The following is an 18,703-nucleotide window of genomic DNA, read 5'->3' on the forward strand; positions in this document are numbered from 1 at the left end:
TATCGTATGGATACCAGCGAGTATCGAAAGGTCGCAGATGGAAGACAGGGACGACGCCGAGGATGCCGAGGTGTCCGAGGACGACGACGCGCAGGACGCGCCGCAGATCATCGCGGCCGGACTCGGGGTCGACGGCGAGCACGGGCCACTGTTCTCGGATATCGACCTCGCACTCACGCCGGGCTTCCATGCCATCCAGATGCCTGGTGGCTGGGGCCAGACCGCGCTGCTGCTGACGTTGGCCGGACGCCTGGCGCCCAGCCACGGGACCGTGACCGTCTGCGGGGAAACCAACCCTCGTGCGATCAGGCGACAATGCGCGATCGCGGCGTTCGCCGACATCGACGAGCTGGAGGACTCGGTCACCGTGCAGACCGTGCTCGCCGAGCAGCGCCGGTGGCTGGCGCCGTGGTATCGACGGGTTCCGATCGAGGCCGGCGACGCCACGCTGCGCGAGGTGTTCGGCGAGCTGGTGCCGCCCGCGCCCGGGACCTACATCAGCGAGCTGTCCGATCTCGACCTGTTCCTGTTGAAGGTCACCCTGGCGCTGTTCTCGAATCGCCCGATCCTGGTGGTCGGCGACCTCGAACAGGTCAGGGACAACTCGCGACGGGCGACGGCGGTCGAACGGCTCGGCGCCATCGCCACCCAACGCAGTGTCGTTGTCGGCGTGACCAATCCGCTCGGGGTGGAAGCCCCCGACCACGACCTGCACGATCACCGAATCCTGACCGGAAAGAACTGAGATGTTCACGTCCCCCTTCGCCAAACGTTCGTTCGGCACACCGGCTGCCGGGCTCGCCTTCGGCTCCGAAATCAAACGCTTCGGCCGCAGCCGGATGACCCGCGCCGCGATCGTGGTGCTGATGCTGCTGCCGCTCGTCTATGGCGCGCTGTACCTCTGGGCATACTGGGACCCGTTCGGTCAGGTCGACAAGATGCCCGTGGCGCTCGTCAATTCCGATCGGGGCGCGTTGGTTTCGGGCCAGCAGGTCAACGTCGGGTCTGAGATCGCCAAGAGCTTGACCGACGATGCCAGCCTGAACTGGCACGTGGTCGATGCCGACGAGGCGCGCAAAGGTGTCGACCACGGCCAGTACTACTTCATGCTGGAGCTGCCACCTGATTTCAGTGAGGCCATCGCGTCACCGCTGACCGGAAATCCCAAGCAGGCCAACCTGAACGCGGTCTACAACGACGCCAACAACTACATCTCGTCGAACATCGGCCGCACGGCGATCGACCAGGTGCTCAACGCGGTGTCGACGCGGATCTCGGGCCAGGCGGTCAACCAGGTGCTCTCGGTTGTGGTCAGCTCGGGTGCGGGGATAAAGCAGGCGGCCGACGGTGCCGGCCAACTCGCAGACGGGGCAGTGAAAGTCGACGATGGTGCGGGCCAGCTGACGGCCGGGCTGCACACGGCGCGGTCCGGGTCGGCCCAGCTGGCCACCGGCGCCAAGCAGCTCTCCGATGGAATCAACAAGGCCACCGACCCTCTGGTGGCTGTGACCTCTGCGCTGTCGAAGGTCGGCGGCGACACCGCACAACTGGAGGACGGTACCGCGGCATTGCGGCAGGCCAACGATCAGATCGGCGCCATCACCGGCGCACAGGACTCCGCCGCGACGGCGTTGAGCTCGGTGATCGATCAGCTCTCGACCAGTCCGGATCCGATCGCCAACAATGCCGCCGGAACCCTGCGCGGGGTGGCCGATGACCTTCGGGCGCACCAGTTCACCCCGCAGATTCGTCAGCAGCTCACCGACGCCGAGAATGCGGCGATCTCGATGACGTCATCGCTGCGCAACCCGGGTAGCCCGCTCAACTCCGCGCTGAACCAGGTGGGTACCAAAAACCGGGACCTCACTGCCCAGCTGAACCAGCTCCGCAGTGGTGCCCAGCAGCTGGCCTCGGGCAACGCCGAACTGGCCAGTGGCATAGCCAAACTCGATACCGGGGCCGGACAGCTGAAATCTGGCACCTCGCAGCTGCGGTCCGGCTCGGCCGAGTTGGCGACCAAGCTCGCCGACGGGGCCGGCCAGGTGCCGGACTGGACGCCTGCGCAGAAGGAGGCGATCGCCGACACCATCGGGGGTCCCGTTCACCTGCAGAACTCGTCCGAGCACGCCGCACCCAACTTCGGCACCGGGATGGCGCCGTTCTTCATCACGCTCGCCCTGTTCTTCGGTGCACTCGTGCTGTGGATGGTGTTGCGGCCGTTGCAGAACCGGCCGATCGCCGCGGAGGTGCTGGCGATCCGCGTGGTGCTCGCCAGCTACCTGCCCGCGGCGGTGATCGGGATGTTCCAGGCGATCATCTTGTATTGCGTCGTGCGGTTCGCACTCGGCATGCAGGTGGCCCATCCGGTCGCGATGCTGGGCTTCATGATCCTGGTCTCGTGCGCCTTCGTCGCCGCGACGCAGGCGATCAACGCATTCGTCGGACCCGCGGTGGGCCGGGTGCTGCTGATGGCCCTGTTGATGCTCCAGCTGGTCAGCGCAGGCGGCATGTATCCGGTGGAGACCACGTCGCGGCCGTTCCAGGCGTTCCACAACTACGACCCGATGACCTACGGCGTCAACGGATTACGTCAGCTCATCCTCGGCGGGATCGATCACCGGCTCTGGCAGGCGATCATCACACTGCTGGTGATCTGGGCCGGTGCCCTGACCATCTCGGCGTTGTCGGCCCGACGCAACCGACAGTGGAACATGACCAGGCTGATGCCCGCCATCAAGATGTGAGTCAGACCGCCTGCAGTAGAGCGGCATCCGCGAGTGGGCGACTCCGCTGCCCGTGGATGTCGACGGGTACGTCGCCGGCGAGCGTCACGCGGTGCATCACCCGGCGCTGGTTGTCGTAATCGTCGACCGCGCGGTGCTGGGTGGCCCGGTTGTCCCAGATCGCCACGTCGCCTGGAGCCCAGTTCCAGCGAACAGTGTTCTCCGGGATGGTGATTCGACGTTGCAACAACTCCAGCAGGGTATCCGATTCATGGCTGTCCAAGCCGAGGAAGCCGCGGGTGAAGTCCCCGGCCACCAGGGTGCGTTCACCGGTTTCGGGGTGTACCCGCACCACCGGGTGCTCGGTACGGAAGTCGGGCTTCTCGAACGCGGCCCGCAGCTGCTGCTGTTCCTCGCTGAGTGCGGCAGCCGCCACTGCCGCGTAGTCGAAACGGTTGCTGTGCACGGCCCAGAGATTCTCGGTGAGCCGTTTGAGCGGTTCGGGCAGTGCGTCATACGCCGCCGCGGTGGATGCCCACAGGGTGGATCCACCGTATTCGGGCAACGTCACCGCACGCAGGATCGAGATGGCGGGATAGTCCGGCACGAACGTGACGTCGGTGTGCCAGCGGGTGGCCTTGGCGTACTCGGAGTCGATCGGGGTGATCAGCGGTGCGTCGTCCGACTTGAGGGCGTGATGGCCGATGGGCCGGCCCAGCAGCCGTGCGAACGCGTTGTGCTCTTCATCGGTGAGGTGGTGCTGACCGCCGAAGAAGATCACCTTGTGTTGCAGCAGCGCGAGCCGGATCTCGGCGACCGTGGCCTCATCGAGGTCTCCGCCCAGGTGCACGCCGTCGATGCGGGCGCCGATCCGGCTCCCGAGCTTCTTGACGGTGAGAGGAGCGGTGGTGGAAGCGGTCATCGGCATGTCCTTTTCGCTGGTCGGAACAGCTGTAGTCAGGTGACTACACCTGCATGTCGGCTAGTGTAACCACATGACTACACCGACGCCAGAGGCCAAGGACATGGCGGCCCCGGTCGGCCGGGACGAGGTGGTGGCGGCCGCGCTGGCCGCCGCAGCGGAACTGTTCGCCGAACAGGGACCGGCGGCCACGTCGATCCGGGACATCGCCGCCCGGTCCAAGGTCAACCATGGGCTGATCTACCGGCACTTCGGCACCAAAGATCAATTGGTCGGAGCCGTGCTCGATCACCTCGGCGGCATGCTCACCGCCCTGTTGGACGCCGGCGGCCCGGCCGACGAAATCGACCGGACCATGGACCAGCACATGCGGTTGATGGCCAGGGCACTGCTCGACGGTTATCCCGTGGGTCGGCTGCAGACGCGGTTCCCGGGGGTGACGAGGCTGCTCGGCCAGGTGCTTCCCCGTTTCGAAGATGAACGCAGTGGCCGGCTCGCCGTCGCCAATGCCGTTGCACTGCAACTGGGTTGGCGGATGTTCGAACCGTTCCTGAGATCGGCGACCGGCCTGGACTCACTCAGCGACGATGAGATGCGCGCCGCAACGGGCGCCGAGATCGCGCGCATCCTCGAACCCGGCGCCGCCGCAGACCAGTCAGCCGCCGTTACGGACCGCTGATTCGACCTTCTCGCCGAGCTGCTTGTCCACGTTCTTCCAATACTCGAAGGCCCGTTCCAGCACGTGCTCGGAGACACCCTTCGACAGGTGGCCGGCGATATTGGAGACCAACCGGGCCCGCGCCGCGTCATCGAGCACATCGCGCACCATTGTTCCGGCCTGACCCCAGTCGTCATCCTCGGCGTGCAGGCTGTAGGCGGCGCGAACCATGTCGCCATCGGCGTGCCACAGCGATTCGCCGGTACGGGCCGGATCGGCCTGCGGGCCGCCGTACGAATTGGGGGCGTACACCGGATCGGACACATTCTTGATCCGCATGGCGCCGTCTTTCGAATAGCTGTGCACTTCGACCTTCGGCGCGTTGACCGGAATCTGCTTGTAGTTGCTGCCCAGCCGGTGACGGTGGGCATCGGCATAGGAGAAGTCGCGGGCCAACAACATCTTGTCGGGACTCAGGCCCGTGCCGGGCACCCGGTTGTTCGGTTCGAACGCGGCCTGCTCGATCTCGGTGTGGTAATCGGTGACGTTGCGGTCCAGGCGCAACGTGCCGACGTCGATCAGCGGATAGTCGCCGTGCGGCCACACCTTGGTCAGGTCGAACGGATTGAACCGATAGTCCTTGGCCTCCTCGAACGGCATGATCTGCACTTTCAGCGACCACGTCGGGAACTCGCCGCGCTCGATCGCCGAGTACAGATCGCGCTGGTGGGCGTCGCCGTCGATGCCGGCCATCTCGTCGCCTTCCTCCTGCGTGAGGAACTCGACGCCCTGGTCCGTCTTGAAGTGGTATTTCACCCAGAAGATTTCGCCGGCCGCGTTGATCCAGCTGTAGGTGTGGCTGGAGTAGCCGTTCATGTGCCGCCAATCGCGGGGGATGCCACGATCACCCATCAGCCACGTCACCTGATGCGCGGACTCGGGGGACAACGTCCAGAAATCCCACTGCATGTCGTGATCGCGCAGGTTGTTTCCGGCCCGGCGCTTCTGGGAGCGGATGAAGTGCTGGAACTTCAGCGGGTCACGCATGAAGAACACCGGCGTGTTGTTGCCGACCATGTCGAAGTTGCCGTCGGTCGTGTAGAACTTCGTGGCGAACCCACGTGGATCACGCCAGGTGTCTGGGCTGCCGCGCTCGCCGGCCACGGTCGAAAACCGGGTCAGCGTCTCGGTTTTGACGCCCGGCTGGAACAGTGCGGCCTTGGTGTATGCGCTGACGTCGTTGGTGACCTCGAAGTGACCGAACGCGCCTCCGCCCTTGGCATGTGGCTGGCGCTCCGGGATGCGTTCCCGGTTGAACATCGCCATCTGCTCGATCAGATAGTGATCTTGCAGCAGGATCGGCCCGTCGGGACCAATCGTCAGCGAGTGCTCGTCGCTGTACACCGGAATTCCGGCGTCGGTGGTTGTCGGCTTGGGCTGCATACCGGTCACCGTGCGCTCCTTTCGCTGTTCAGCGGTGGGCGCCAAGCAGCGACGCCACCGCGTGACGTACGAGAACCGGGATACCCCGCGACATCCGTACTTCAAACCCGCTGGCCGCGCGGGTTCCTACCGCTCGGAGAGACCGGCGCGACGACGTATCGGTTCCCGCCCGGGCGGCTGAGGTGGTGGCGGCAGCAGCGCAGGTCGGGTGACGACGGGGACGGTTGTCGGCCCAGTGGTTTTGATCACCACGTCGTCGCCGGCGTGCCGGATGGTCAGTGACCCGTCTGGCCCGTCGCGCAAGGTGAAGGTGACGTTGTCGTGGGTCGCCTCGACAGTCACCCGAAAACCCCTCCATCGCAACCGGAATCGCAGGCAAGAGATGCCGTCGGGCAGACGCGGGTCGAGTGATAGGACGCCCTCGTCGTCGCGCAGCCCGCCGAATCCGGCCACCAGCGCCGTCCACGCGCCGGCCAGCGACGCCATGTGCAGGCCGTCGCGGGTGTTCTGGTGCAGGTCACGCAGGTCGATCAGGGCTGCCTCGTAGGCGTAGTCGTGGGCCAGCTCGAGATGGCCCACATCGGCACACATCACCGCCTGTGTGCAGGCGGACAGCGACGAATCCCGGGTGGTGCGCCTCTCGTAGTAGTCGACGTTGCGGGCTTTTTGTTCGGGCGTGAATGCGTGGCTCTGCCACTGCATCGCCAGGACCAGATCGGCCTGCTTGAGCACCTGGGCCGGGTAGAGCCGCACATAGGGCTCGTGCAGCAGCAGCGGGTAGGCGGTGTTGGCCGAAAAGTCCCATTCGGCCAGGGTGGTGAAGCCCTGACACTGCGGGTGCACACCCAACTCCTCGTCGTAGGGAATGTGGGCGGCGTCGGCCGCGTCGCGCCAGGCGGCGGTCTCCTCGGTGGTGACACCCATCGAGTAGGACGCATCCGGATGGCGGGTGCACGCGTCGACGGCCACCCGCAGGTTGTGTGCGGCCATCAGATTGGTGAAGACGTTGTCGCGCACCACCGCGGTGTACTCGTCCGGCCCGGTCACGCCGTCCAGATGCCAGATCCCGTGCCGATCGTGGTGGCCCAACGACATCCACAGCCGGGCAGTGTCCACGAGAACCGCGAGGCCGCATTCTTGCTCAAGCGAATCATCGCCGGTGACAACGCGATAGCGCTCGAACGCAGCGGCGATGTCAGCGTTGATGTGCCACGCGGCGGTGCCCGCCGGCCAATACGCCGAGCACTCCTCGCCCCGGATGGTTCGCCACGGAAAACTGGCGCCCGACAGATCGAGCTGTTGCGCACGCTCCCGTGCCAGGTCCAGCGTGGAGGCCCGCCACCGCAGCGCGTCGGCCGCGGCCTGCGGTTTGGTGTAGGTGAGTACCGGCAGCACGAAACCCTCGGTGTCCCAGAAGGCATGGCCGTCGTAGCCGGTGCCGGTCAGTCCCTTGCCCGCGATGGCGCGCCGCTCGGCGCGGGCACTGGCCTGCAGCACGTGGAACAATCCGAATCGCACCGCCTGCTGACAGTCCGGGTCGCCCTCGACCTCGACGTCCGCACAGTCCCAGAACTCGTCGAGGTAGGCGCGTTGTGAATCCAGCAGGCCCTGCCACCCGCTGTATCGGGCGCCGGTGATGGCGGCGGCGGCTTGATCGCGCAGTGCGGGACGCGAGCGCAGGCTGGACCATCCGTAGCCGAGATACTTGACGATGCGCAGTTTCTGGCCCGGACGCAGTCCACAGATGATGGTGGTGCGGGCCAGGTCGTCGCGGGCGTCCGTGTTGACCTCGACGCGTCCGGGCACCTCGACGTCATGGTCCATCGCGGCTGCCATCATCAGTCCACTGCCGACGGTGCGGTGCACCAGAAGCGCACCGCTGTCGGTGTTTTCGTGATGTACAGCGCGAAGCGGATGTTTCAGTACGGCCGAGACGCGCGGATCGTCGGATGTCTCGGGTTGATCCTCATTGGTGACAAGTTCGGATTGCACTGTCACCCGGACGAATTCGTCGATCGCCTCGACGCTGTACTCGATCGCGGCGACGCCGCGGTGGGCGAACGACACCAGGCGGGTGGAGACCACCTTGACCTGTTTTCCGGCGGGGGAACGCCAATGGGCGCGGCGGGTCAGGGTGCCGGCGCGCATGTCCAAGGTGCGCTCATGATCGATCAGATCGCCGTAACGGACGTCGAACGGCTCGTCATCGACCAGGAGCCGCAGCAGCTTGCCGTTGGTGACATTGACGACGGTCTGCCCGGCCTCGGGGTAGCCGAATCCGGCTTCGGCGTATGGCAATGGCCGCACCTCGAAGAACCCGGCCAGGTATGTGCCCGGCAGGCCGTACGGTTCTCCCTCGTCGAGATTGCCGCGCAGACCGATGTGGCCGTTGGACAGCGCGAACAGCGATTCGGATTGCGCGAGCAGGTTGAGGTCCAAGCGGGTTTCCCGTACCTGCCACGGTTCGACCGGGTACGCGTCATGGGTGATCATCATGGTCCTAGATCAGCTCCGCCAGGTCGGTGACCACGATGTCGGCGCCGTGGCGGTGCAGTTGCTCGGCCTGCCCGACGCGGTCCACGCCGACCACGAAGCCGAACTTTCCCGCCCGGCCCGCTGCGACGCCGGCCAAGGCGTCCTCGAATACCGCGGCCTGCGCGGGGGAGACGCCCAGCAGTTCGGCAGCGCGCAGGAAGCTGTCCGGAGCCGGCTTGCCCGGCAAGTTCTCCTCCCGCATCGTCACGCCGTCCACCCGCTGCTCGATGAATGTGTCCAGTCCGGTGATCTTGAGTACCTCCTCGGTGTTGGCGCTGGAAGACACCACGGCCCGGCGCAGGCCCGCATCGGTCACGGCCCGCAGATAGCGCCGCGATCCTTCGAACACCTCGACTCCGTCGGATTGCAAGGTTCGGTGGAACATCGCGTTCTTCCGGTTGCCCAGGCCCTCGACGGTGTCGACATCGGCGGCGTCGTCCGGTGTGCCCTCGGGCAGTTCGATGCCACGGCTGATCAGAAACGACCGAACGCCATCCTCGCGGCGCTTGCCGTCGACGTAGTTCAGGTAGTCGGCGTCGATGTCGAATGCGACGAACGGTTCACCCGTGCGCTCGGCCCGCGTGCGCAGGTAGTCGTCGAACATGGCCTTCCAGGCCTTCTTGTGCACGCTCGCGGTATCGGTGAGCACGCCGTCAAGATCGAACAGGCAGGCCGTGATCTGCTCGGGCAAGCCCAGCACAGCGTCCTCGCTTTCGCCGACGTCTCCTTCATCATGCGTAATCACCACGCGAGGGGTGGGTTTAAACACGCCTTCTGTGGCGGGCGCCGGTGTGCGGCGTGCTTCTGTCTACATCAGGTCGGCGGGCAGCTTCCGTACCGAGGCGCGGCCAAGGCGCGCCGCTTGCCCATGTCAGCAAACAGCTGCGCACGCGTCCGATCGCGGCCTAGCTTCCGTGAATTCGGTGATTCAGTGGATGTGTTTGGGCTAATGTACGGGGACCAACAATGGTTCGATCGATAGCAGAGCCTTCATGTTCGGCACACTGCCACGAGTCGATTGACGACACTCAAATTCACATTCTGCTAGTGCGTGAACTGCAGTGACATCTGGCATGTCGAAACCGAAAGTTCGATTGTCTTCGGGCGTATTTTATACGTGACTTATTGCTTCCGCATTCAAACGGGGAAGTGGAGACTCGTGAACTAATTCATCGGTGTTGGAATGAAAAGCTTGGAGCATCCAATGCTCAGTGAATTGCCTCTGGATCGAGTGGATATACCAGGCACTCTTAGAGTGCGACGTTCGGGTGGCTGAAGCCGGAACGGTCAGTCCGTATAGAAGCCGAGTTGGTATGTTATCGACGCGTCGAACCTTATAGTGGCTTGACCAAAGGTGGAGAGTTCTTCGAGTGTCTTTGAATCGGGGATGTCGAAGCCGAAAGGTTCAATCGGCAAATCATCGTGAACATTTAATATTCTGCGAACATCGGGGTCTCTAAGTGCCGGAAGCGGGTGTTCGCGTATTAGAGTCTCAGAGGATCTATCGAATTCTTCGATGTACCACATGAGTTACGGTTCCACTCTTCTTGTCGGATTCGGTGGCTTAGTTTGCTGACCGGTGTTCGGGTCGAACTCGCCCTTGTGAGTTCCTCTTTTGTCGTACATCTCGACCTTTCCGTGCTGCCCATCCCATTCGTAGATGTTTCCTTTATCGTCAATCCAGCGGTTCCGCATCCGACCACCCGACGTTCGTGTCTTGCGAGGAGCGCGCGTCGCTTTTGGAAACGCGTTGAGGTTCTTTGGTGCAGGGTAGTAATTCCCGGCTGGTCCGCTGACCATCCCCTCACCGTCGGGTCTGTAGACGGAGGCGTTCGCTTGCAACAGTGGTTGTAGATCGCGGGTAATGCCGTTCGCGGCAGCGCCCGCAGCCGCGACGCCGCCGGCGACCATCCCCGTCGCGATTCCTGCCGTTACGTCGAGCGCCGCCAAGATCGGCACGATTGATGCGGCAGCTCGCGACGCGGCGGCACCGGACGCCAATGCCGCGCCGCCGACCGTGCCTTCTGGCCCGATGAGGCTTCCGACGATGGCGCCGGCGGCACCGGCGACTAACGCCCATCCGATCGTGTCTGCGAGTGTTTGTCTGATCTTCTGGTGGGCGTCATCAATTTGTTTGGCCCAGTCGTAGCAGGCGTTTCCCAGGTTCTCGAACTCTGCACAGAGCTTCTCGACGTCATCTGCCACCAGGTCCATCTGTGCCAATGCTTTGCCGAACTCCGGTGATGACAGATCTTCGACGCTCGCCCATGCGGGTCCGGCGGTACTGCTTGCATCCCGCAGCCCTTTCGCTGCTTCGGTCCATGCGAAGCCAAGTTTCTTTAGCTTGGCAGGATCACCATTTGGCCATAGATGGCCTTGCAGCCAACGAGTGAGCAAACCCCAGCCCATCGGGGCATCTGTATCACCGCCATACGATCCCTTGAATGCGTTGGCCGTGTAATTGGGTGCGAGTGCGGGAGGCGGCGTCGGTGCGCCCGGGGAAGTGGCGGCCGCATTCTCAGCGTTGGCGTGATTCACGCCCGTGAAGGCCAACAGATCGTGGAGCTTGGCGAAGGCGTTCACCGCGTCTGCGCCAGCCTTTACGGCGTTCAATGCCGCCGGATCGTAACCGTTTGCCCACGTGTGGCCAGCGTTATCGGTGCCAGCGCACCCGGAATTCGAGTCTAGAGCAGACGTCAGGGCAGTCATGGTGCCCGCGGCACGAGAGCGTGCGTTGTCGTACAGAGCACCGGCATCCAACAAGACCTTCGAGTCTGCTGTTATGGGCGCCATTGAATTTCCCCACCAATGGTGTTGCCGGATATGCGAAAGATCGGCATGCGTCAGGGCCACATAGCGGTGTTCAGGGCGACGGCACCGGCGTAGCTGCGGTGAGCGGCATCGATTTTCGTGCGCAACTGTTCTAACGCCGCACGCATCTGCGCCGCTGCTTCGGTCCATTCATCGTGTTGGCGCTTATGCGCTTCGGCGGCGTCGCCAGCCCATGTCCCGTGTAACGCGGCAACTTGTTGGTCGACTTCCACTGCAACTTGCTCTGCCCGGGAGTGGAATTGGACGAGGCGGCCGATGAAATCCTGGAGTCTGTCCAAATCGACGGTGTATCGACTCACAGTGACCTTACAGTTTGGGTGATGTCAGCTATCGGCTGCGCTCCATCATTGTCTTGAGCTACGTAGGCGGTTGCCGCTTGCCTGAGCAGGTCGCAGGATTCTTCGAGCGCCCGCGCCACACGATCTGCTCCTTCGTGCCACTGTTGCCAGGGCGATGCGTACGACGACGCTGCATCGCCTAGCCATGTCGCCGAAAGAGAATCCCACTCGCGCTCGATGCCGTCTAATTCGGCTGATAGCTGGACGGCCTGTTCGGCAATGAATTTGGCCGATGACACCATGGTGTCCCAGTCCACTCGCAATTCGTTTGGCACGTGCCTCCCCCCGGAAGGTTGTCAGCCGAAGTATAGGACCCCACAACCAACCGCCAATTACGCAGATTTCCGGCACCGCGAGCACGCTGTGACCTGCCCACTAGACTGTTGCGGTGACATCTGCATCTCCCCGTCCGGTCCTCGTCGTCGACTTCGGCGCTCAGTACGCACAGCTGATCGCTCGCCGGGTCCGTGAGGCGCGGGTGTTCTCCGAGGTCATCCCTCACACCACCACTGTCGAGGAGATCAAGGCCAAGGATCCGCAGGCCGTCGTGCTCTCGGGCGGCCCGGCCAGTGTCTACGCCGAAGGCGCTCCACGGCTCGATCCAGCGCTGTTCGATCTCGACGTCCCGGTCTTCGGCATCTGCTACGGCTTCCAGGCCATGGCCCAAGCCCTCGGCGGCACCGTCGAACACACCGGCACCAGCGAATACGGCCGGACCGAGCTGAACGTTTCGGGCGGTGACCTGCATTCCGAGTTGCCCGCCAGCCAGCCGGTGTGGATGAGCCACGGCGATGCGGTCACGGCTGCACCGGAGGGCTTCGAGGTGATCGCCTCCAGCGCCGGCGCGCCGGTGGCGGGCTTCGAGAATCGGGCGCGTCGTCTGGCCGGTGTGCAGTACCACCCCGAGGTCCTGCATTCCCCGCACGGTCAGCAGGTGCTGAGCCGGTTCCTGCACGAGTTCGCGGGGATCGGCGCGTCGTGGACCCCGGCGAACATCGCCGAGCAGTTGATCGAGGCGGTCCGCGCTCAGATCGGCGACGGCCAGGCCATCTGTGGTCTGTCCGGTGGTGTGGACTCAGCGGTCGCCGCCGCGCTGGTGCAACGCGCGATCGGGGACCGGCTCACGTGTGTGTTCGTCGACCACGGCCTACTGCGGGCCGGGGAGCGCGGGCAGGTGCAGCGCGATTTCGTCGCCGCCACCGGCGCCAAGCTGGTGACCGTCGACGTCGCCGACCGTTTCCTCGAAGCACTGACCGGAGTGACCAACCCCGAGGGCAAGCGCAAGATCATCGGTCGCGAGTTCATCCGCGCCTTCGAGGGTGCGGTGCGTGACACTCTCAGCGAGTCGGACATCGACTTCCTGGTGCAGGGCACGCTGTATCCCGACGTCGTCGAATCCGGCGGTGGCACTGGCACCGCCAACATCAAGAGCCATCACAACGTCGGCGGGCTGCCCGACGACCTGAAGTTCAAGCTCGTCGAGCCGTTGCGGCTGCTGTTCAAGGACGAGGTGCGCGCGGTGGGCCGTGAGCTGGGCCTGCCCGAGGAAATCGTTGCGCGCCAACCGTTCCCGGGCCCGGGTCTGGGTATCCGCATCGTGGGCGAGGTGACTGCCGACCGGCTCGACACACTGCGCCGCGCCGACGCGATCGCCCGCGAGGAGCTCACCGCAGCCGGTCTGGATCAGCAGATCTGGCAGTGCCCGGTGGTGCTGCTGGCCGACGTGCGTTCGGTGGGTGTGCAAGGAGACGGACGCACCTACGGCCACCCGATCGTGCTGCGGCCGGTGTCCAGTGAGGACGCCATGACCGCGGACTGGACGCGGGTGCCTTACGAAGTGCTGGAACGGATTTCGACTCGGATCACCAACGAGGTGCCCGAGGTCAACCGGGTGGTGCTGGATGTCACCAGCAAGCCGCCGGGCACCATCGAGTGGGAGTAACTTCTTTTCCCACGAGCAGACACAAAACTGCGCATTTTTGACGCGATAGAGGCAGTTTATGTCTGCTCGGCGGGGTTGGTGGCGGCCTTCTCGACGTACTCGGTCAACATCTGACTGACCACCGATTCGATGGTCGACTCGATCGAGGCGGCCAGCGTCGCGCTCACCGCTGACACCGCTTGGGTCCGGAACTGGATCAGCATCGTGATCAGTTCGGCCACTTCGGTATCCGCGGGCAGTGACTCCCCGGGCTTGATCTTCTCCGAGACCTGCTCCACGCCTGCCCGCACCAGGATCGAGCTGATCTGATCCAGTAGTGGCAGCACCTGCTCGTGCACGTCGATCAGCGTGTCGATCGGGACGCCGTAACGCCGGACCTCGTTGAACGCCTGGATCAGCTTGGGCCGCACGATGACTGCGTGGTCGGAGGACTTTTCCAGCTTGATCACGCCGTTGCCGACGAGCCGGTCGAACGCCGCGTCGTCAGCCACCAGACGTTTGGCTTCGGCGAGCGGCATGCGTTCAGGTTTCTCAGTCGCCCAGTTGCCCGCGATGGCGTCCTCCAGGCCCAGCACATCGCCGATGTCCTTGCCCTGCTCCCAGGCGCTGAGCATCTCGTGGACGTGCGCGATGTTGTAACCCCGGTCCAGCATCGAGGTGATCAGGCGTAAGCGGGTGAGGTGGGTGTCGTTGAACAACGCGATCCGGCCGACGCGTAGCGGCGGGTGCAGCAGCCCCCGGTCGCGGTACACCCGGATGTTTCGCGTGGTGGTGTCGGCCAACCGCGCGAGTTCATCGATCCGGTATTCGCCGGACGCCGCGGCGCCGTGGGGTTGTACGGCGGCGTCGAAGAGTTGTGACACCGCCGTCTCGATGACGTCGCGCGATCCGCGACGGATCTGCCGAGGAGCCCGACGCAGACCGGTGAGGATGGTCGAGATGGCGCCCGCCGGCTGTCGGGGCTGCTTGGCCGCCATCAGGCCGAGGAGCTGATCGCGACACGTGCATCACGCACCGCTACGTCATAGTCGCCCAGCCGGAAATCCCGCATCTGTCGAAGATACTGGGTCGCGGTTCCGGGGTACATCGACGCGTTGAATCCGTCTGCCGTCAGATACCAACTGGTGCATCCCGACATCCAGGTGGTTTTCGTGAGTCGCCGCTGTAGCCGCGTGTTGTACCGCTGCTGGACATCTGCCCGCACGTCGAGATGGCGAAGATTCTTGCTCAGAATCGCTCTTATGCCGCTGACGGCGTAATCGATCTGGCCCTCGACGTAGACGAGCAGCGAGTTGTGCCCCGGCCCGGAATTGGGGCCGGTCATCAGGAACAGGTTCGGGTATCCGTGGACGTTGATGCTCTTGTACGCCTGGGCGCCGCCTTTCCATTCGTCGGCCAGGAAGCGGCCTCCGAGACCGGTGACCGGATACGGCGGGCCGGTGAGGTGCACGTCGAAGCCGGTCGCGAACACGATGGCGTCGAGATGATGTTCGACGCCGTCGCTGGTGCGGATGCCCACCGGGCTCATCGTGGCGATGGGCCAGTCGATGAGCTTGCAGTTGTCGCGTTGCAGCGCGGGGTAGTAATCGCTGGAGACCAGCATGCGCTTGCAGCCGGGGGTGAAATCCGGGGTGAGTTGCCGGCGCAGCCACGGGTCGGAAACCTGGCGGCGCAGATGTGCCTTGCCGAGCCGCGCCACGAGTCCCGTCAACGGGGTGTCCCACACCATCGCCGTGGCGCTCGCCTCGTGGCCCCAGAACAGGATCTGCCGGGCGAGTTGCTGTGCGGCAGGGACTTTCGCGAACAATGTGCGCGCGGCCTCCGGCGTGGCGATGTCCAGCCGCGGGATGACCCAACCCGGGGTGCGCTGGAACACCTTGACGAAACCGGCGGTCTTCACCAGTTCGGGGATGATCTGCACGGCGCTGGCTCCCGTGCCGATGACGGCGACGCGTTTGCCGGTGAAGTCGTAGTCGTGATCCCAGTTGGCACTGTGGATCTTGTGACCCTCATACGTGTCCAGTCCGCGGATGTCGGGCCATTTGTGGTCGGGTAGGGGACCGGAGGCCAGTACCACGGTGCGCGCCCGGAAATGTTCACTACCGGCGGTCTCGACCGTCCACACGCCCTCGGTCTCGTCGAACGACAACCCGTTGACCTCGACACCGAACTGGATGCGCCGGCGCAGGTCGAACCCGTCGACCATGTCCTCGATGTGTTGACGAATCTCGCCGGCCGGTGAGTAGGCCCGAGACCAGTCCGGCTTCTTGACGAACGAGAACGAGTACAGCAGCGACGGAATATCGCATGCGGCACCGGGATAGGTGTTGTCACGCCAGGTCCCGCCGACGCGGTCCGAACGGTCCAGGATGACGAAGTCGTCGACTCCGGCCTCGATGAGCTTGATGGCGGTGCCGATGCCGGTGAAGCCGGCGCCGACGATCAACGTGTCGTATGTGCGCATCGTCAGGCCGCCGGCTCGTGGGTCAGCTCTTTGAACCAGCTGGGTATCGGTCGGAGCAGTGTCTTCGGGTAGCGGTCGGACGCCCACACCATGGGGTTGGCGATCCAATGGTAGGGGTGACGTGGATTGGTGACCATCCGGCCGTGCAGCTTGAGCAGCTGGTAAGTCGGTACCCGCCAGGTGTGTTCACCGCGGCCGCCGATCTCCTTGAAGCGCATCATCGCCTTGTACAGCTTCTCGGGCTGCAGGCCCATGTCGACGATGTTGTTGCGCATCCGGTTGAGCAGCGGCACGTACATGAGCGTGCCGATGATCACGCCCGGTGACGCCACATTGCCGACGAATTCGACCGCCAGTCTCCGCACGGTCGAGTTGCCGATCATGTTGAGCACTTCGAAATCAACTGCGATATGACGGGATTCGTCGTTGTTGATCTTCTCGAAGACCTGGTGGCAGACAGGATCGTCGACCTCTTCGAGCAGGAACTTCAGCAGCGCGCCGTCGAGGGCCACCTCGAGCATCGGGATGACGGTGCCCAGGATAGACAGCGACATGTTGTCGGAGAAGGTGTCCAGCCACTCGATGGCCAATCGGATGTTGACGTTGGGCTCCGGCATCTCGCCATCCTCCAGCATGCCCCACCGCTTCATCAGCGCCAGTTCGGCATTGGCGTGCCGCTGCTCTTCGGCGTGGAAGTAGCGGTAGATCTCGGCGATGGTCGGAGTGGGTGCCTTCTTGGCGAGCGCGGCGAACCCCCGTGCGCCGACGTTCTCGATCCAGCACAGATCGGCCATGAAAGCCTTGAGCTTGGGCCGCATCTCATCGGTGATGGTATCGGCGCCCGCTGCGTCCCAGTCGATGTCGGCCAAGGCCCATTGGCGGTCCTTGATCTTCGCGAGCATTCGTTCCATGTCCATTGCCATGACTAAACCTCCTCGTGACTGGTGACGCGGGTCGACAAACCCACGGCACGGGTGTAGATCGTCGGCGTGAGACGTTTGATGCCCCAACCGATCCGGGCATCGGGTTGTGGCATGCAGTACAGGCCGCCACGGTCATTGGTGTCCAGGCACATCCGGGCGACGCGTTCGGGTGAGAATCCGGTCCAGCGCATCAACCGGTCGGCGAGTTGGGTGGATTGTTCGGTGATCCGGCCCGCTTGGACGATGTTCGTCTTGACGAACGTCGGGCACAGCACGGTCACGTTGATGCCGGTGCCGGACAGTTCGGCGGCCAGCGTCTCGGACAGAGACAGTGTCCCGGCCTTGCTCACGTTGTAGGCGGCCATTCCCGGCGCCGCGCCGAATGCCGCCGCCGAGGCGACGTTGATGATGCCGCGCAGCTGCTCCGAATGTGCCTCCCGCAGAATCGGCGTGAACACGTGGCAGCCGTGAATCGGTCCCCAGAGGTTGATGCCGAGCACCCAGTTCCAGTCGTCGATGCTGGTGTCGCCGACGGGCTGCCCGCCCGCCCCGACACCCGCGTTGTTGACGACCAGTGAGGGCGGTCCGTCGAACCAGGCTTGTGCTTCGTCGGCGAGGTGGCTGACCTCCTCTATGTGCGAGACGTCGCAGCGCACCGCGGTGGCTTGGCCACCGCCGGCGACGATCGCTTCGGCTGTCGCCCGGGCGCCGTCCTCGTCGATGTCGCTGCAGACCACTCTGCCGCCGCGGGCGGCCAGTTCGTGAGCGAACGCGGCGCCGATGCCACTGCCCGCGCCGGTGACGACGGCGTCGGCGTGGCGGCTCCGTTTGCGGCCCGATCCGAAGATGTTCATCCGGCGATGTCGATCATGGTGCAGCGCAGGGATTCCGAGATGAAACCTGCGGCCCGTCGCATGGCAGGGGCGGCTTCCGGGCTGAGCCGGGGTATTGCCTGGAAGACATGCACCTGGTCGGGCCACACCTGTAGTTCGGTGTCGCCGCCCGCCGCGCGGATGTCCGCGTCGAGCGAGCGTGCGTCGGCGAGCAGCATCTCGGCACCCCCGGCCTGGATCAGGGTGCGGGGCAGCGGTCGCCCACCCGCGATGTCGAGCTGCAATCGTGGATGGCTGACATCTACTCTTCCGCAATACAACTCGACCAGCCGCGCTGCATCGGCGACGCGAATCGCGGGGTCGGGGCGCAGGCTTTCGCGGGCGCGGGCGAGCGTGAATGTCAGGTCGATCAGCGGGGAGAACAACACCAGGCCGGCCGGGTGTACCACGTCGGGTTGCAGGAGCAGATCCACGGCGAGGTGCCCGCCCGCGGAGTCGCCCGCCATCACGATGCGGTCGTGGCGGAGTCCGCGTTCGGTGCACAGCCAATCCCAGCCCGCGCGAACATCGTTGGCGGCGGCGGGGAACCGGTGCTCGGGAGCCAGCCGGTAGTCGATGCAGAACACGGGCAGTCCGGTCAGGCGCGACAGCCACGCGGTGAGCCGTCGGTGCGTCCGCGGTGAGCACAGCGCGAATCCGCTGCCGTGAAGGTAGTAGATGGCACGTTCGCCTTCGGTGACCCCGGGGCCGCGCACCCATTCGCCCACGACGCGTCTGCCGTCGGCCATGCGCACGTCGACGCGTTCGACCCGGGTGCCCGACAGCGGCGGACCGAAGGTGGCCATGATCCGCGCGATCAGCCTGCGTGAGGTCCACAGTCCCCAGCCGGTGTCCGGCGGTAGGGCGCCGCTGACCTGGCGCAGAGTCAGGCTGCTGACTCTGGAGGCGCTACGGGCTCGCAGGGATCCGCGGCGCGGCGCGGCCGGCTGAATTCCGGTGGTTCCGGACATGGGGCCTCCTCATCGAAGCGTGCAAGGAGTACACCAACAATTGATGACATTTGTCAATGTCAACAATTGGTGATGGAAGA

Annotated in this window: 17 protein-coding genes; 4 read left to right on the top strand and 13 right to left on the bottom strand. The window is 64.7% G+C overall.

Translation table 11 applies throughout. The features are described 5' to 3' along the window. Nucleotides 1-37 precede the first annotated feature (37 nt). On the top strand, nucleotides 38-745 hold the full coding sequence (locus H977_RS0106330) for a P-loop NTPase family protein (protein WP_029107058.1): 708 nt from the start codon (nucleotides 38-40) through the stop codon (nucleotides 743-745). Between the two features lies 1 nt (nucleotide 746). Further along, complete coding sequence (locus H977_RS0106335) at nucleotides 747-2,744, top strand: YhgE/Pip domain-containing protein (protein WP_081681634.1); 1,998 nt, start codon at nucleotides 747-749, stop codon at nucleotides 2,742-2,744. A 1-nt stretch (nucleotide 2,745) separates the two neighbouring features. Here the strand turns inward: H977_RS0106335 and H977_RS0106340 are convergent, their stop codons facing one another. Further along, nucleotides 2,746-3,645, bottom strand: coding sequence for a TauD/TfdA dioxygenase family protein (locus H977_RS0106340; RefSeq protein ID WP_029107060.1), 900 nt, complete (start codon nucleotides 3,643-3,645; stop codon nucleotides 2,746-2,748). Between the two features lie 73 nt (nucleotides 3,646-3,718). Here H977_RS0106340 and H977_RS0106345 point away from each other — a divergent pair, with 73 nt between their 5' ends. Continuing rightward, nucleotides 3,719-4,324, top strand: a complete 606-nt coding sequence (locus H977_RS0106345) for a TetR/AcrR family transcriptional regulator (RefSeq protein WP_029107061.1) — start codon at nucleotides 3,719-3,721, stop codon at nucleotides 4,322-4,324. Here H977_RS0106345 and H977_RS0106350 read toward each other — a convergent pair. The 7 genes from H977_RS0106350 to H977_RS34730 form a co-directional block, all read right to left on the bottom strand. After that, complete coding sequence (locus tag H977_RS0106350) at nucleotides 4,301-5,746, bottom strand: catalase (RefSeq protein ID WP_029107062.1); 1,446 nt, start codon at nucleotides 5,744-5,746, stop codon at nucleotides 4,301-4,303. The genes H977_RS0106345 and H977_RS0106350 overlap by 24 nt on opposite strands. Nucleotides 5,747-5,872: 126 nt before the next feature. Beyond that, a complete protein-coding gene (locus H977_RS0106355; RefSeq protein ID WP_029107063.1) occupies nucleotides 5,873-8,239 on the bottom strand; it encodes a glycoside hydrolase family 65 protein in 2,367 nt (788 codons plus the stop codon). Nucleotides 8,240-8,246: 7 nt separating this feature from the next. Further along, nucleotides 8,247-8,981, bottom strand: coding sequence for a beta-phosphoglucomutase family hydrolase (locus H977_RS0106360; RefSeq protein WP_029107064.1), 735 nt, complete (start codon nucleotides 8,979-8,981; stop codon nucleotides 8,247-8,249). Nucleotides 8,982-9,568: 587 nt separating this feature from the next. Next, entirely contained in the window at nucleotides 9,569-9,808 is a 240-nt protein-coding gene (locus H977_RS36225) for a DUF7683 domain-containing protein (protein WP_502691139.1), read from the bottom strand. A 3-nt stretch (nucleotides 9,809-9,811) separates the two neighbouring features. Continuing rightward, the gene (locus H977_RS35580; protein WP_231395888.1) at nucleotides 9,812-10,864 is read right to left on the bottom strand and encodes a colicin E3/pyocin S6 family cytotoxin; all 1,053 of its coding nucleotides are present in this window, start codon (nucleotides 10,862-10,864) and stop codon (nucleotides 9,812-9,814) included. A gap of 260 nt (nucleotides 10,865-11,124) precedes the next feature. Beyond that, on the bottom strand, nucleotides 11,125-11,412 hold the full coding sequence (locus H977_RS0106370) for a WXG100 family type VII secretion target (RefSeq protein ID WP_029107066.1): 288 nt from the start codon (nucleotides 11,410-11,412) through the stop codon (nucleotides 11,125-11,127). Beyond that, entirely contained in the window at nucleotides 11,409-11,726 is a 318-nt protein-coding gene (locus tag H977_RS34730) for a WXG100 family type VII secretion target (protein ID WP_155946539.1), read from the bottom strand. Before H977_RS34730 ends, H977_RS0106370 begins: the two co-directional genes overlap by 4 nt. A gap of 113 nt (nucleotides 11,727-11,839) precedes the next feature. On the opposite strand from H977_RS34730, the gene guaA reads away from it, so the two are divergent. Beyond that, nucleotides 11,840-13,393 (top strand): glutamine-hydrolyzing GMP synthase, encoded by a 1,554-nt coding sequence (gene guaA, locus H977_RS0106375; protein ID WP_029107067.1) that lies wholly within the window; start codon nucleotides 11,840-11,842, stop codon nucleotides 13,391-13,393. Between the two features lie 56 nt (nucleotides 13,394-13,449). Here the strand turns inward: guaA and H977_RS0106380 are convergent, their stop codons facing one another. Genes H977_RS0106380 through H977_RS0106400 form a run of 5 tightly spaced genes read right to left on the bottom strand, consistent with a single transcriptional unit; the run spans nucleotide 13,450 to nucleotide 18,605 of the window. Continuing rightward, entirely contained in the window at nucleotides 13,450-14,370 is a 921-nt protein-coding gene (locus tag H977_RS0106380) for a MerR family transcriptional regulator (RefSeq protein ID WP_029107068.1), read from the bottom strand. After that, a complete protein-coding gene (locus H977_RS0106385) occupies nucleotides 14,370-15,857 on the bottom strand; it encodes a flavin-containing monooxygenase (protein ID WP_036475221.1) in 1,488 nt (495 codons plus the stop codon). Before H977_RS0106385 ends, H977_RS0106380 begins: the two co-directional genes overlap by 1 nt. Before the next feature lie 2 nt (nucleotides 15,858-15,859). Further along, nucleotides 15,860-16,780, bottom strand: coding sequence for a reductase (locus H977_RS0106390; protein WP_029107070.1), 921 nt, complete (start codon nucleotides 16,778-16,780; stop codon nucleotides 15,860-15,862). A 2-nt stretch (nucleotides 16,781-16,782) separates the two neighbouring features. Then, entirely contained in the window at nucleotides 16,783-17,634 is an 852-nt protein-coding gene (locus tag H977_RS0106395) for an SDR family NAD(P)-dependent oxidoreductase (RefSeq protein ID WP_036475224.1), read from the bottom strand. Then, complete coding sequence (locus H977_RS0106400) at nucleotides 17,631-18,605, bottom strand: alpha/beta hydrolase fold domain-containing protein (RefSeq protein WP_029107072.1); 975 nt, start codon at nucleotides 18,603-18,605, stop codon at nucleotides 17,631-17,633. The genes H977_RS0106395 and H977_RS0106400 overlap by 4 nt, the downstream gene beginning before the upstream one ends. Nucleotides 18,606-18,703 lie beyond the last annotated feature (98 nt).

This window comes from Mycobacterium sp. URHD0025, assembly GCF_000426065.1.
In the GTDB taxonomy this organism is placed as follows: domain Bacteria; phylum Actinomycetota; class Actinomycetes; order Mycobacteriales; family Mycobacteriaceae; genus Mycobacterium.